The sequence below is a fragment of the Nannocystis bainbridge genome (genome assembly GCF_028368995.1).
In the GTDB taxonomy this organism is placed as follows: Bacteria; Myxococcota_A; Polyangia; order Nannocystales; family Nannocystaceae; genus Nannocystis; species Nannocystis bainbridge.
This window is the reverse complement of sequence record NZ_JAQNDL010000001.1, coordinates 4,141,280-4,155,878: the sequence shown is the minus strand read 5'-3', so window position 1 is coordinate 4,155,878 and position 14,599 is coordinate 4,141,280. Positions and strand designations below refer to the sequence as shown.

The 14,599-nt window shown below is 70.0% G+C and carries 13 protein-coding genes; 7 read left to right on the top strand and 6 right to left on the bottom strand.

Going from position 1 to position 14,599, the window contains the following annotated elements; genetic code table 11:
* Nucleotides 1–4: 4 nt before the first annotated feature.
* Entirely contained in the window at nt 5–670 is a 666-nt protein-coding gene (locus POL25_RS16225; RefSeq protein WP_272086934.1) for a DUF4920 domain-containing protein, read from the bottom strand.
* A gap of 93 nt (nt 671–763) precedes the next feature.
* Between POL25_RS16225 and POL25_RS16220 the strand changes: the two genes are divergently transcribed.
* Together POL25_RS16220 and POL25_RS16215 are read left to right on the top strand one after the other, a co-directional pair.
* Nucleotides 764–2,467: an alkaline phosphatase family protein gene (locus POL25_RS16220; RefSeq protein ID WP_272086933.1), complete on the top strand. Its 1,704-nt coding sequence runs from the start codon at nt 764–766 to the stop codon at nt 2,465–2,467.
* 10 nt (nt 2,468–2,477) lie between these two features.
* A complete protein-coding gene (locus POL25_RS16215) occupies nt 2,478–3,605 on the top strand; it encodes an SMP-30/gluconolactonase/LRE family protein (protein ID WP_272086932.1) in 1,128 nt (375 codons plus the stop codon).
* A gap of 64 nt (nt 3,606–3,669) precedes the next feature.
* Here the strand turns inward: POL25_RS16215 and POL25_RS16210 are convergent, their stop codons facing one another.
* Nucleotides 3,670–4,458, bottom strand: a complete 789-nt coding sequence (locus POL25_RS16210) for an energy transducer TonB (protein ID WP_272086931.1) — start codon at nt 4,456–4,458, stop codon at nt 3,670–3,672.
* 243 nt (nt 4,459–4,701) lie between these two features.
* On the opposite strand from POL25_RS16210, the gene POL25_RS16205 reads away from it, so the two are divergent.
* From POL25_RS16205 to POL25_RS16185, 5 genes are all read left to right on the top strand, one after another.
* The gene (locus POL25_RS16205) at nt 4,702–5,901 is read left to right on the top strand and encodes a hypothetical protein (protein WP_272086930.1); all 1,200 of its coding nucleotides are present in this window, start codon (nt 4,702–4,704) and stop codon (nt 5,899–5,901) included.
* A gap of 140 nt (nt 5,902–6,041) precedes the next feature.
* A complete protein-coding gene (locus POL25_RS16200; RefSeq protein ID WP_272086928.1) occupies nt 6,042–6,326 on the top strand; it encodes a hypothetical protein in 285 nt (94 codons plus the stop codon).
* Between the two features lie 259 nt (nt 6,327–6,585).
* Nucleotides 6,586–7,905, top strand: a complete 1,320-nt coding sequence (locus POL25_RS16195; protein WP_272086927.1) for a sensor histidine kinase — start codon at nt 6,586–6,588, stop codon at nt 7,903–7,905.
* A 284-nt stretch (nt 7,906–8,189) separates the two neighbouring features.
* Nucleotides 8,190–8,777, top strand: coding sequence for a hypothetical protein (locus tag POL25_RS16190; protein ID WP_272086926.1), 588 nt, complete (start codon nt 8,190–8,192; stop codon nt 8,775–8,777).
* Between the two features lie 124 nt (nt 8,778–8,901).
* Nucleotides 8,902–9,066, top strand: a complete 165-nt coding sequence (locus POL25_RS16185; RefSeq protein WP_272086925.1) for a hypothetical protein — start codon at nt 8,902–8,904, stop codon at nt 9,064–9,066.
* 233 nt (nt 9,067–9,299) lie between these two features.
* On the opposite strand, the gene POL25_RS16180 is transcribed toward POL25_RS16185, so the two are convergent.
* The 4 genes from POL25_RS16180 to POL25_RS16165 form a co-directional block, all read right to left on the bottom strand.
* On the bottom strand, nt 9,300–10,454 hold the full coding sequence (locus tag POL25_RS16180) for an AI-2E family transporter (protein ID WP_272086924.1): 1,155 nt from the start codon (nt 10,452–10,454) through the stop codon (nt 9,300–9,302).
* Nucleotides 10,455–10,626: 172 nt separating this feature from the next.
* Nucleotides 10,627–11,301, bottom strand: coding sequence for an acetyl-CoA carboxylase biotin carboxyl carrier protein (locus POL25_RS16175; RefSeq protein ID WP_272086923.1), 675 nt, complete (start codon nt 11,299–11,301; stop codon nt 10,627–10,629).
* Nucleotides 11,302–11,303: 2 nt separating this feature from the next.
* Nucleotides 11,304–13,034 carry an acyl-CoA carboxylase subunit beta gene (locus POL25_RS16170; RefSeq protein ID WP_272086922.1) on the bottom strand — a complete coding sequence of 577 codons (1,731 nt, stop codon included), beginning with the start codon at nt 13,032–13,034 and terminating at the stop codon, nt 11,304–11,306.
* A gap of 26 nt (nt 13,035–13,060) precedes the next feature.
* Complete coding sequence (locus POL25_RS16165) at nt 13,061–14,425, bottom strand: acetyl-CoA carboxylase biotin carboxylase subunit (RefSeq protein ID WP_272086921.1); 1,365 nt, start codon at nt 14,423–14,425, stop codon at nt 13,061–13,063.
* Nucleotides 14,426–14,599 lie beyond the last annotated feature (174 nt).

Genomic DNA, 14,599 nt, shown 5'->3' with positions numbered 1-14,599 from the left:
CGGCTCAGCTGTTCTGGATCTTCACGCCCGAGGCGGTGAGCACGTACTCGGTGCGCTCGCCCGAGGCGGCGGCCGGGTCCTTGCCGGCGTCCTTCTCGAGGTGCTTGACCTGGGCCTCGGTGAAGGTGCGGGCCTCGAGGGTGCCCTCGACGAACACGGGCTTGCCCTTGGTGTCCATCGGCACGGTGAAGCCGTGGTCCTTCATGAGGATGCGGGCCTCCTGGTCGCCGTCCTTCACGACCATCCAGCAGCCCTTCTTCTGGCACACGCTGTCGACGGTGCCGCTGATCTGGACGGCGTCCTTGGGCAGGGCGTCCTTGCCGGCGGCGAGGATCGGGCCGAGCGGCTTGGCGTCCTTGAGCGCGAACGCGGCGCCGAAGTGGCCCGGCTCGCCGGAGTTAGGGGTGCCCTCGGCGCCGCCGTGCGGGCAGTCGGCCTCGTCGTCGTGGCCTTCCTTGTGCTGGCCGGCGTAGACGCAGCCCTCTTCGGCCTCGTGCTTGTCGGCGACGGCGACCTTGTCTTCGGCCTTCGGCGGCTCGGCGGTCTTGGCCGGGTCGGCGACCTTCGCCGCCTCGGCGGCGGGCTGGGCGGCGGGGGCAGCGGCGCCGCCCTGACAGGCGACGACGGTGCATCCGAGGAGCGAGGCGAGGATCGCGTGACGGACGTGCATGGCGCGGAGTGTGAAAGGGCGACCTGGGGCTGTCAATCGGTGCCTGGCTCACACCTGGACCCTGACCGCGAACGGGCGTAGATCTGCCGCCGCATGTCCGCAGCGAAACTCTCGTGGACCGTCGCCCTCGCCCTGCTCGCGGCGTGTACGCGCGAATCGGGCAGCGACGCGAAAGTTCACGCGCCCGAGGCCCCCCGGGGCGAGTCACGGCCGCGTCTGGTGGTCCTGCTGGTCGTCGACCAGATGCGCGCCGACTACCTGTCGCGCTACGCCGACCTCTATACCGGCGGCCTGGCCCGCTTGCGCCAGCAGGGCGCGCTGTTCGAAGAGGGGCACCTGCAGCACGCGCTGACCTTCACCGCGCCCGGCCACGCCAGCGCGGCGACCGCGACCCACCCGAGCCGCCACGGCATCATCGAGAACGAGTGGTACGACCGCTCCGTCCGCAAGAAGGCCTACGCCGCCGACGACAAGGACGCGCGCATCACCGCCTCGGGCCCGCGCGCGGGCTCGCCCGACGGCCGCTCGCCGGAGCAGCTGATGCGCCCGGCGATCGGCGACTGGCTCAAGGGACAGGTCCCGAAGGCCAGGGTGTTCTCGGTCGCCTTCAAGGACCGCGCGAGCGTGATGATGGGCGGGCAGCACCCCGACCGCGCCTACTGGTTCGACCCGGCGGCGGCCGGCTACGTGTCGTCGAGCTGGTACGGCGAGGCGCTGCCGGCGTGGGTGGCCGAGTTCAACGGCGAGACCAATGTGTTCCGCCGGTTCGCCGAGGGCTGGCAGCGGCTGCGCGAGCCCGACGTGTACGCCCGCTCGGGCGCCGACAAGGTCGAGTTCGAGGCCGACCGCGTGCACACCGAATTGCCGCACGTGTTCGACGACGGCGGCCCACAGGCGCGCGAGGCCTTCCTCAAGGAGCTGCAGTGGACCCCGTTCGGCGACGAGCTGACGCTGGCGTTCGCCCAGCGCCTGCTCGAAGAGGAGCAGCTCGGCGTCGACGCCGACCCCGACATCTTGCTCGTCAGCTGCTCGAGCGCCGACTACGTCGGTCACCGCTACGGGCCGATGAGCCACGAGGCCCAGGACTACTACATGCGCCTCGACGGCTACCTCGACGTGTTCCTGCGCGCGCTCGACAAACACGTCGGCGCCGGCAATTACGTGCTCGCCCTCACCGCCGATCACGGCGCGATCCCCATCCCCGAGCTGCTGGTCCAGTCGGGCCAGCAGAAGGACGCCCGCCGCGTCGTCATGGCCGACTATAAGGCCCAGGTCACGCGCCAGGTCGGCCTCGCCACCAAGGCGCTCGGCCTGCCGCCCGAGGTCCTGCTCGACATCGGCGAGACCGGGGTGTGGCTCGACGTCGCCGCTGCCGAGGCCAAGGGGATCGCGGCCCCCGAGCTGCGCGCGGCGGTGGGCAAGCAGCTGGCCGGACTCGATTTTGTCGCCGAGGTGTTCACCGCCGACCTGCTGTCCGGCACCGCCCCCGACACCGGCGCGTCCGAGTTCCTCGAACGCTATCGCCGCAGCTTCTTCCCCGCGCGCAGCCCCGACGTGACCCTGCGCTTCAAGGAGTGGACGCTGGCCGCGAGCTACCCGACGGGCACCAGCCACGGCTCGCCGTACCGCTACGACACGCACGTGCCGGTGCTGTTCTTCGGCGGCCCGGTGGTGGCGAAGACGCTCGCCGAGCCGGTCGGCACCGTCGACGTCGCGCCGACGCTGGCCGAGCTCCTCGGTATCACGCCGCCGCAGGTCGACGGCCGCAGTCTGGCGAGCCTGGTCACGACGCGATAGCGTGCGGGCCATGGCCTCGCGCGCACCTACCCTTGCGATCTCGCTGACCCTCGCGTCGTTCGTCCCCGCCTGCGGCGACAACGGCAGCCAGACCACCGCGGACACCACCTCGACGACCGATCCGACCACCACGGACGCGACTTCGACCACCGACACGACGTCGACCACCGACACGACCACCGGGACCTCGGAGGACACCACCGGCGATCCGCCGACGACCTCGCTCACGACCACCGAGGCGACGACTTCGACGACCGAGCCCGGGACCTCGTCGACGACCAGCGAAGAGACGACCGGCGAGGAGCTCGACTGCGTGACGATCGCGCCCGGGCCGTTCGCGCCCGAGCTGGTCGCCGAGGGCTTCGACGGCAGCGAGGACCTCGGGTTCGACGGCGCCGGCGGGCTCGCGCTCAAGCGCGACGACGCGGTGGTGATCGTCACCGCGGAGCTGCTCGAGACGGAGCTTGCGAGCGGCTTCCCGCAGATCTACGGCACGCGCTTCGCCCCCGGCGGCGCGCTGCTGGTGGCGCTGCCGCAGTCGGGTGATCTGCAGACGATCGCCAGCGACGGCACGGTCGACGACGCCGCCGGCGGCCTCGCCAGCCCCAACGGCCTCTACGTCGATCCGACCGGCCGCGTGTGGCTCACCGAGTTCGGCGGCGGCCGGGTGGTCCGCTTCGACGGTCGCTTCACCAAGACCACCGTCTACGAGGGGCCGATGGCCTCGACCGCCAACGGCGTGGTGCTCGACGCGGCGCGCGGCCTGCTGTTCTTCACCAACTACGGCGCCGGCCGGGTGCTGAAGCTCGCCGTCGACGACGCCGGCGACGCGGCCGGTGAGCCGTCCGAGGTCCTCACCGTCCCGGGGGCCGCGCTCGACGGCCTGGTGCTCGACAAGTGCGGCAACGTCTACGCCGTCGACCAGGGCAACAGCCGCCTGTTCCGCGGGATCCTCGACGCCGACGCCGCGCTCGTCGGCGCGCCCGAGCAACTGGCCGAGTTCGACAGCAACGTCGCCAACGCGCAGTTCGGCTGGGGCGCCGGCTGGGACCCCGAGAGCCTGTACCTGTCGGGTAACCCGGGCGACCTCTACCGCCTCCCGGTCGGCATCAGCGGCGCGCCGATTGGCCTGCCCTGAGTGGCATGCTCCATCGAACATGTTCTGAAGGACATGCTCTGGAGAGCATGCCCTTCGGGACACATTATTTGAATGTGATGCGGAATTGCTGCGAGGTACAGGTCTTGATCGCCTTGCCCTCGACCATGAACGGGCGGAACCGCCAGGTCTTGATCGTCGAGCGGATCACCTCGTCGACGCCCGGGTCGCCGGGGAACGCCTTGATCGTGCGGATCTCCGTGGTGCGTCCGGTGGCGTCGACGCAGAACGCGGTCTCGTTCTCGCCGGGGCGCTTGTCGAACATGCCGGCGCGAGTGGCCGCGAGCCGCTCCTGGGCCGGGTTCGGGTTGTAGACGGCCTGGGCGCGCACGGCGTCGAGCGGCACCGGGGCTCGCTGCTCGCCCTTCGGTTGGCGCGGGGCGGCGAGGGTGGGAGTGGCGAAGCCGGGCGGGAGGCCGGTGACGCCGGGGATCCCGTTGCTCACGCCGGGCACACCGATGGGCGCGGTGCCGGTGGCCGTGGGCGCGCCGTTGCCCACCGGACCAGGTCGCGGCCGGGGCGGCGGGAGCAGCTCGGTGAAGTCCTCGGGCGGCTGGTCGTCGGGCTTCGGCTCCTCCGGCACGACCTTGTCCTCGGGCTCGGCGCGGGCGGGCGCGGGCGGCAGCGGAGGCGGCGGCAGCGGGGTGTCGAGCGTCATCTGCACGAGCACGAAGTTGGCGTTCGGCGGCGCGACCTGAGCGATCTGCAGCTTGCCCATGAGCCAGGTGAAGCCGAGCGCCCCGACGGTGGCGAGCGCCGCGAGGTGAGCCGCCACCACCAGGCGCAGACGACGACGACGATCGGGGGCGTGTTGGTGCAGATAGTGCTCGAACATGGTCTCAAGTTAACGGCACCCGACCTCGCACGGACCGGACGCGCTTCAGAACCAAAGACCTTGTGTCAATGAACGAGCGAGCCTCGCTCGCGCCGATTATTCATTCACGCGACCCGACCTCGAGCAGACGCGATGTACGGAGGTCGGAAGTCGGGGCTCGGGCTTCGCCTCGGATGCGAACCCGTGCGCGAGGCCGGATTTCGCCCCTCCCGGCCGATGGGCTCGCTGTGGCATCCTCGGGTCGTGGACGTGGGACGCATCCTCGTGCGGGCGGCCGTCGGCGGGTATCGCCTGGGTTCGTACGTCATGCTCGCGTTCATCGGCGCGGTCTTGTTGATCGCGCCGTGGTGGGCGTTGTCGGGGATCCCCGTGATGGCCGTGTTGTTCGCGGCCCTCGGCGTGTGGTTCGACGTCGGCGCGCTGGATGATCTTTTCGCGTGGACGCCAGCGAGGCTGCGATGGGTGATCGTGCGACTCGCCATCCTCTCGCACCTCGTCGCCGGCGTCTGGGGCGTCGTCGCCTGGGCGCGTCCGATCGATCCGTCGTGGACCTTGCTGGCGGGCAGCGAGGAGTGGAATAGTCCGCGGATCGTCTTCTCGTCGGTCGACGGCTTCGTCGTGCAAGCTGGCGGCGGCAACGTGTGGGCTCACGGCGACGACGGTTGGCGTGACCTCGGCGGCCCCCCTGGCGGGGACGCCTGGGAGTTTTGTGCCGCGCCCGACGGCACGCTATGGACCGCCCCGCGCGGCACGGCGCGGCTCGATCAGCGCGATCCGGCCACGGGGCGGTGGCGCTCGCTCGGCCGGCCGCCCGGCGAGCTGAGGAGCCTGGCCGTCGGCGCGAGCGAGCTCTTCGCGGTCGTCGACGGCGCGCTGCACCGTCTCGACATGGCCAAAGGGACATGGTCCGAAGAACAGTTCGAAGGCCGGGTCCACACCGTCGCGCTCGGCGGAGGGACCGCCGTGGCGCTCGGCACGGCGTGGTGGTCGCGCGAAGGCGAAGCGGGGGAGTGGCTCTCGGAGCCGGCGCCCGAAGCGATCGTATATTTCTACGGGGCCGTCGCTGGCGGCTGGCGCTACGCGCGTCACGGCAACATCTGGTCGACCGATCTCCGGGTCGCGCCGCCCGGTCGGCTGTTCGAGCCGAGGACGCCGCCGGTGTCGGACATGCGGGTGATGGTCCCCGATCCCGCTGATGGGTCGCGGGTGATCGCCGGGTCCTGGGGAGAGGGTATCTGGGCCAGCGACGACGGCGGCGCGACGTGGACTGCGCTGGGATTGGAGCGGGTTCAGGCGGGCGGCCTCGCCGTCGACTGGCGCAGCGGCGTCGTCTGCGTCGCCTCGCACAACACGATCTGGGATCGTGGTGTGTACTGCCGCCGCCTCCCACTCGGACACCCGTCCGCTGGATCAGAGCTGATGGCGCCGACGGGTAGCCCCTGACGGTCGGCGCGCCGCGCCGAATTTTGCGATCTGGGATACACCGATTCTCGGCCTCGACCTGGCGCGATGGATGGATCGCGCCTTCCGGCCCATAGTAAGATTTTCGTCCCCCCCTGGCGGAACACCTGGAGTTCGGTGTCGTGATCGCTAACAACCCTCGCCGTTACACGCATCTGGTCAACCTGATCGCGCAGCGCAGCAGCGCCTTGTTGACGCGCGATCCCAACTGTTCGCACGACTACATGACGTGGGTGCGATCGCTCGAGCAGACCTTCGGCGTCAGCATTGAGGTGCAGACCGTCATGGACCCCGAGGGTCGACCCGCGGCGATCGGCGGCACGATCTGCGAGCGCGAGCGGCCCGACTGTCGGCTCGTCTTCAGGGTCGACGGTGAAGAGACCCGCTGCGCGCTCCGCTACACGTAGCGTCGGTCGCCGCCGTTTTTTCGCATGGCGCATGGGCCATGTGACGGCGTGACGTCGCGTTGGTGGTGAACGCGGTTGATCGAGGACGAGGCCGTGCAGCGCTCGAACGCGGGCGGATCTGCGCGAACGAGGGCGATCCGGCGGGCCCGACCGGCTGCGCCCGTCGAACAGTTGATACGCCCGCGCCGATGGTCTAGGCTGCCTTTCTAGCCACAGGACGCGCTCGGAGCCCCGCGTCGTCTTCCTAGCCCTTCGAGTCATGATGCGGAAGTCGCCCACGCCGCTCGCGTTGCCCGAGATCGTACGGATCGTCGGAGCCGACGCGGCCTATCTGTACTTCTACTCGGAGAGCACCGAGCGGCTGCACCTCAAGTCGGCGCGCGACGCCGAGGGCAAGGAGGCCGACCTGGCGCTGGCGAGCGGGGCCGTGCTCGAGCGGGTCCGCCTCAGCCGCGAGCCGTTTGCGACCTCCGGCGACCCCGCCGGCGCGGAGCAGCTCGACGGCAGCCCGCTGCCGGCGCGGCACATGCTGGCCGCGCCGCTGCTGCTCGGCCATCGCTTCTTCGGCGTCATCTACCTGGTCCGGCCGCTCACCCGCGGGCCGTTCACGCAGGACGACGTCGACATCTTGCTGGCGATCGCCGACCACCTGGCGCTCGCGCTCGAGACGGCCCACACCGAGCGGCTCGAGCTCGAGCGCAACACACTCGAGCGTCGGGCCCAGCGGCTGGCCCGCTCCAACGAGGAGGCGCTCGACGCCTCGCGGGCCAAGAGCGCCTTCATCGCCCATATGAGCCACGAGCTGCGCACCCCGCTGACGGCCATCATCGGCTACAGCGAGCTGCTCGAGGACGAGTTCAACGATGTCGTCCAGGCGGGGAGCTTCATCCCCGACATGCAGAAGATCCAGGCGGCCTCCAAGCACCTCCTGTCGCTGATCAACAACATGCTCGATCTGTCGAAGATCGAGGCCGGCAAGATGGAGCTCTTCCTCGAGGACTTCGACCTCGCGGAGGTCATCGACGAGGTGTCGATGACCGCGCGTCCGCTCATCGAGAAGAACCGCAACACCTTCGTGTCCCGCTGCGAGGAGGCCCTCGGCCCGGTCCGCCTCGACCGCGTCAAGGTCCGCCAGGTCCTGCTCAACCTGCTCAGCAACGCCGCCAAGTTCACCAGCAGCGGCGAGGTCGCGCTGGCCGCCCACCGCCGGGCCACCGACCACGGCGAGCAGCTCGTGTTCACGGTGTCCGACTCCGGCATCGGCATGTCGCCGAGCCAGATCAAGCGCATCTTCCAGGAGTTCGCGCAGGGCAGCGCGGCGACGACCCGCCGCTACGGCGGCACCGGCCTCGGCCTCGCCATCAGCCGCAACTTCTGCCAGCTGATGCGCGGCGACGTCGAGGTCGAGAGCGCGCTCGGACGCGGCACGACGTTCACCGTGCGCCTGCCCGTGCGCCTCGCCGAGGCCGACCTCGAGCCGCCTGGCGAGGTCGAAGCCGCCGCCACCAGCATGGAAGGCGAAGAAGAGCCCATGGAAGAGGGCTCCACGCGCTCCGGGGTCTACCCCTGGACCGTGTGAGCCCGCCGCCCCGCCGCTGAACGGCGTCAGGCCGTCGCGGCGCCGCGAACGAGCCGCCGGGTTACGGCGTACGGCTGCACCCGCGGTCATGCCCGCGAAGAGGAGCCGCGGCGAGCGAGGGTGACGTCCGATCGACGAGCGACGCCCCGCGGGAGCGACGGCGCGCGCGTCGAGCGACGCCGCATGCTCTGAGCCAGATCGACAAGAGCCCCGCGCTCCGTGGCAAACTGCTGCGGTCACAGAAAGCTGCCTCGAGGTCGAGGGAGCTCTGGGGAGGAGGAGCGATGGCTACGTCATATCGGAAGAAGGCAACGAAGAAGACCGCGAGCAAGAAGATCGCCAAGAAGGCCGCGCCAAAGAAGGCAGCGAAGAAGGCCGTGGCGAAGAAGACGACGGCGAAGAAGGCCGCCGCGAAGAAGCCGGCTGCGAAGAAGCCGGCGGCGAAGAAGACCGCGGTGAAGAAGACCGCGGCGAAGAAGACCGCGGCGAAGAAGACCGCGGCGAAGAAGACCGCGAGCAAGCGGACGACGCAGGTCGCGGCGCCGGCGGCCGCGGCTCCGAGCGGCACGGGGTCGAGCGGCGGGACGGCGGCGACGGCCGAGGCGTCGTCGGGCAGCTCCGACTCGGAGGAGGAACCTGCCAGCGACACCGAGGATGATTTAAAGGACATGTCCGAAGAGACCGAGCCCTCGGAGCTGGAGATCAGCCGACGCCTCAGCGCCGACCTCGACGCGATCGACGACGAGGTCGACGTGGAGGAGGAGAGCCCGACCGAGCCGTCGCTGGCGCCCGGCTCGGGGCCGCCGCCCGACGACGACGTGCTGTCCCGGCTCGGTGACCTCGACGACGACGACGACGACGACCTCGATTGAGCGGGCGTCCGCGACTCGCTGGCGCCGCCGCTCGTTGCTTCTACAAGGGTCGGAGCAGTTCCGCGCGCGTTGCGCGCGCTAACAGATCTTGCGACGACCCTTCGTTCTGTTACAACTTGGAGTCATGGATGTTACGCGCGACCGAGATTTCCCGATGCTGTTCGAAGAAATCTCCCCCCAGGGCCCGCTCGCCCTGGCGCGGCTGCGCCGGCTCCGAAGTGACCTCTGCTGCCTGTTCGTCGCCGGCGGCGTGATCAGCGCGGTGATCCGCCTGGCCCTGATGGGCTGACCGAAGGTGACAGCCTCGCGACGTGCACGTTACGTCGCGGGCGCGCGATTCCATCCGCGAGGCCCGGTAAAAATCCGTGATCCGTCAGGACCCGAGCCGACGCTCATTGATCGAGTCATCGGTCTGTGTCCTCGACCGGTCACGGCGCACCTGGGCCTCGGTGTCCAGGGTTCTGGTCCAGATGCGCCGTGGCCGGTCGATATTTTTTAAGCCTTCGCCGCGGTCGGTCAGTGTCACACGCCCGGCGGCGGGAGCACCGGCGGAAGGACCACCGGCGGCGGCGGCAGGTCCGGCGGCGGGATCGTCGGCCGACCGGTCCCGGTCTTGAGCGACGCCTCCGGGTGCAGGAAGGCGTCGAACAGCGCCAGCGCGATGGCGAGGATCACTGGCCCGAGGAACAGGCCGACGATCCCGAACAACTGCAGCCCGCCGAGCACGGCGAAGAAGATGAAGAGCTCGTGCAGCTTGGCCTTCTCGCCGACCAACTTCGGCCGCAAGAAGTTGTCGACGAGGCCGATCACCACCGTGCCCCACAGCGTCAGGCCGATCGCGGCGCCCCATGAGCCGATCGCCGCGAGGTAGATCGCCGCCGGGACCCACACCACGAACGCGCCCGCCAGCGGGATCAGCGACATGAAGACCATCACCAGCCCCCACACGACGGCGGAGGGCAGGCCGATGACCCAGAACGCGAGGCCGCCGAGCGTGCCCTGCAGCAAGGCGATCACGAACACGCCGTAGACGCTGGCGCTGATGACCTCGCGGACGCGCACGATCATCTGATTCATGGTCCGCCCGCGCAGCGGCAGCGCGTTGGCGAGGGCCGCCCATAGCTTGGCCCCGTCGCGGAACAGATAGAACATGGTGAAGAAGACGAAGAAGGCCTCGATGATGACGCCGGCGATCCCGCCGAGGATGCCGCCCACGTAGCCGATCGAGTTGGTGGTCACCTCGCCCATGGCGGCCTGCGCCTGCCCGATCGCCTGCTGCTTCACGGCCGCGATGTCGACGCCGCGCTCCGACAGCCACTGGGCGAGCTTGCCGATCACGGGCGAGTCCGGATCGAGCAAGCTCGAGATCATGGCCTTCAAGGTCTCAAAGGCCGGGGCGAGCTCGCGGACGAGGGCGAAGCCGATGAGCGCGGTGGGCACGCCGATCGTCAACATGACGGCGAAGCACGACACGATGGCGGCGACGTCCTCGTTCTTGATCCGCGCGCGGATCTTCTTGTGCACCGGGCCGAACGCCGAGGTGAGGACGAGGCCCCAAAGCAGCACCCGGACGAAGGGCTGCAGCATCAACCAGCAGAGGTAAAAGGCGAGCGCGACTCCGCTCAGGAGGATCAGCCAGCGGACCTTCTCGCGCCTGTCTTCCGCTCGTTCTTCCACGAATTACCCCTTCAGCGGCGGGTCAGAAAAAAATCGCATGGGCCCCTCATCCAAATCGGTGAGACGTGCACTTCATGATCACGCGGGTTCGCTGGTCCGCAGTCAGCGGGCCCGTCGCCAACTGAGGCCGTCCCCCCTCAACGCTATCGAAGTCGATCCCCACCTGATATCGCTATGCCAGGTGGGGTTTCGTATTTGGGTCGCCCGCAGCGTCGGCGGGCTCGACCTCGAGGAGCGGGTCGCCCTGGGCGACGTCCGACTCGTCGGCCTGGCACACCCGGACGACGCGCGCGCGGGCGGGTAACTGGTCGCCGCCGTAGAGGACGCGGCTGAAGGTCTTCATGACCTCGATGAGACCGACGGTCTGGCCGGGCTCGAGGACGGCGCCGACGCTGACAAAGGCGGGCTTGCCGGGGCCCGAGCGGACATAGAAACGACCGCTGGTCGGCGCGCGCAGGACGGCGGCACCGCTGACAGCGGCACCGGCGGCCGGACCGGCCTGATTGGCGGCGCTCTCGCTCCGCGTGGCGCTCGGGTCGAGGGTGAGGAGGAGGTCGTCGAAGCCGACCGGCCTGCGCGCAGGAGCGAGCCCGCGAGGCGCCTCTTCGGCGGCGACGACGAGGCCGCTGGCGCCGGCGGGGGCGAGCACGTGATGCACGACGCCGAGGATCTCGAGGATGCCGATCGGTTGATCGGGACCGACGAGCATGCCCGGGTCCGGCGCGCCGCGGAACATGCCGACGCCGGGCGCGAGCAAGCGCTGGCGACCGTCAGGCCCGGCAGCGAGCCGGGCGCGGAGCACCGGCGGAGTGAGGCGGGCGTCGAGGACGAAGTTCTTCACGGGCATGGTCAGCGGATCCCTCCGGTGAGCACCGCGAGGTCGTGCATGGTCCAGATCCGCGGGTTCTTGACCCGCCGATAACCTGCGTACTGGTAGCTCATCTCGACGAGCGCGCAAAGGTAACTGCGGAGCTCGCTGACGCCGACGATCTCGTCGGTGTCCATCTGCCGGGCCGCGACGTACGGATCCATGTCGGCCTCGATGCGCTGCTCCACCGAGCGCATGCCGGTCTCGATGGCTCGCCGTTCATCGGGATCCTTGGCGAGGATCTCGAAGTCATCGTCGAGCTTGGTGTTGTAGGTGGCGATCGCCAGCGTGCGGCCCTCCATCACCGAGAGCCGGGTGAGGCAGGTCGAGAGCTGCACCACCGGGTCGTAGGGCAGGCCGGCCATGGCGTAGTAACCGGCGCCGGAGGCCTTGCGCAGCAGCACCGTGAACATCGGCGTGGTGTTGGTGCTGTTGGTGTAGATGAGGTTGGAGCCGTACGAGAGCAGGCCCTGGCGCTCGGCCTCGACGCCGATGTCGAAGCCGGAGATGTCCTGCAACCAGATGATCGGCAGGCCGTCGCTGTCGCAGGCGCGCGAGAAGGCGGAGATCTTGGCGATGCCGGCGCGATAGAGGGTGCCGCCGGGGCGTCGCGCGCCGGGGCGCTCGGGGTCGCCGACGAGGCCCTGACGATTGATGATGAAGCCGGCGTAGAGGCCGCCGACACGGCCCACGCCGCAGATCATCTCCTCGCCGGCGTCGGGCATGAGCTCCCAGAACAGGCTCTGGTCGCACAGGCGCGCGAGCACTTGATAGGCGTCGTAGCCCTCGCGGTGGTCGACGGGCATGAGGCCGCACAGCTCGTGCGCGGGGAACAGCGGGTCGATCGCGCCGGCGTCGCCGCGGTAGAAATCAGCGCCCGAGCTCGGCAGCTTGCGGACCTCGCGGCGCAGGCAGTCGATCAAGACCTCGTCGTTGGGCACGCGCCGGTCGGCGCAGCCGCTGAGGTGGACGTGGACCTCGGGGCCGCCGATGTCGAGGCTGGTCAGCTTCTGACTCTTGGCGCCCTTGATCAGCGCGGCGCCGGCGATCACCATGTACGCCTGCTCGGTCATGTAGACGCGGTCGCTGATGATCGGCATGTAGCCGCCGCCGGCGATGCAGTCGCCGAACACGCCGGCCAGCTGCGGCACGCCGCTCGCCGACAGCAGGCTGTTCATCTTGAAGATGTGGCCCGCACCGGTGCCGCCGGGGAAGCTCTTCGACTGCTCGGGCAAGAACAACCCGGAGCAGTCGACGAGGTAGATCGTCGGCAGCCGCAGGCGTAGCGCCATCGTCTGCGCGCGCTCGATCTTCTCCGGCGTGCGCGGCCACCACGAGCCCGAGGCGACCGTGTTGTCGTTGGCGATGACCATGCACCACCGACCCTCGACGCGGCAAAAGGCGGTGATCACCCCGGCCGCCGGCGAGGTCAGCTTGTCGCCGAACACCAGGCCGTCGTTGACGAAGGTGCCGACCTCGAACGGGCGCGTGCCGGGGTCGATGAGCAAGGCGACGCGCTCGCGCGCGGTCAGCTTGCCCTTGGCGTGGACGCGGGCGACGTAGGTGTCACCCCAGCCGGCGTGCACGGCGGCGCGGCGCGAGGCGAGCGTGGCCTCGAGGTCGCCCAGCGCCTGGCGGTGCTCGTCGAAGGTGCGGGAGTCGGCGGCCTGCTCGCGCGGGGCGCCGATCGGGACCAAAGGGACATGTGCCATCGGACAGGTTCCTGGCGCGGCGATCGTCAGAGGCCGGGGATCGCGCGGGTGTCGTAGTGATTGGTGCGGAAGGCGGACGAGCGGAGGATCTGCAGGTGCAGCGGGACGGTGGTCGGCACGCCCTCGCACACGAGCTCGCCGAGCGCGGCGAGCATGCGGGCGATGGCCTCGTCACGGGTGGCGCCGGCGGTGATGACCTTGCACAGCAAGCTGTCGTAGTGCGGCGGGACCTCGTAGCCGCTGTCGACGTGGGTGTCGACGCGCACGCCGTCGCCGGTCGGGCTGTGCCAGCGGACGATCTTGCCGGGCGCGGGCTTGAAGTTGGCGCTCGGGTCCTCGGCGTTGATCCGGCACTCGATCGCGTGGCCGGTGAGGACGACGTCTTCTTGCCGGAAGGACAGGGGGTGGCCGGCGGCGACCCGGATCTGCTCGACCACGAGGTCGCGGCCGCTGCGGACCTCGCTGACGCTGTGCTCGACCTGCAGGCGGGTGTTCATCTCCATGAAGCGGAGGGTGCCGTGGTCGAGCAGGAACTCCATGGTGCCGGCGCCGACATAGCCGATGCTGGCGGCGGCCCGCACGGCGGCGGCGAGGGTCTTCTCGCGCTCGTCGGGCGACAGCGATGGCGAGGGTGACTCTTCGAGCAGCTTCTGATGGTTGCGCTGGACGGTGCAGTCGCGCTCGCCGAGGTGGACGACGTGGCCGTAGCGGTCGGCCATGATCTGGATCTCGACGTGGCGGCCGCCCTCGATCAGGCGCTCGAGGTAGAGGCGGCCGTCGCCGAAGGCGGCGATCGCTTCGGCCTGCGCGTCCGCGTACGCCGAGGCGACCTCGTCGGGGCCGCGGGCGATCCGCATGCCGCGGCCGCCGCCGCCGCTCTCGGCCTTGAGGAGGACGGGGTAGCCGACGCGGTCGGCGACCTCGCGCGCTTGCTCGGCGCTGTCGAGGATGCCGTCGCTGCCGGGGATCAGCGCCAGACCGGCGGCCCGCATGGCGGACTTGGCCGGGGTCTTCTTGCCCATGAGGTGCATGGCGCGCGCGGGCGGGCCGATGAAAGTGACGCCGTGGGCCTCGCACAGGGCCGCGAACACGGGGTTCTCCGAGAGAAATCCCCAGCCCGGGTGCAGCGCCGTGCACTCGCTCTGGCGCGCGGCCTGGACGATCGCCTGCATATTCAAGTAACTCTGCGGCGAGCGAGCGGCGCCGATGCACACGGTTTCGCGCCCGCGCAAGTAACCGGCGTCGCGGTCCGCCGTCGAGGTGGCAAACACCGGCGTGATACCGAGGAGGTCGCAAGCCCTGGCGATCCGGACCGCCACTTCGCCCCGGTTGGCGACCATCAGCCGGCGAAACATCGGTACAGCGGGTGTGCCGCGGGTCTTGGCGCTCATGGAGGCGCCGAGGCTACCACCTTTTGCGCGGTACTGCCCCGCCGCTCGTCGCGCGCCCGAGGTCGGTGCGCGCCGACGATCTCGGCGCGCGCTTTCCATTTATAATCGCGGACGAGGTTCTTCTCCTTATGGCGGACGAGGGCGCAGACAAGGGACGCGGTCAGAGCGACGACA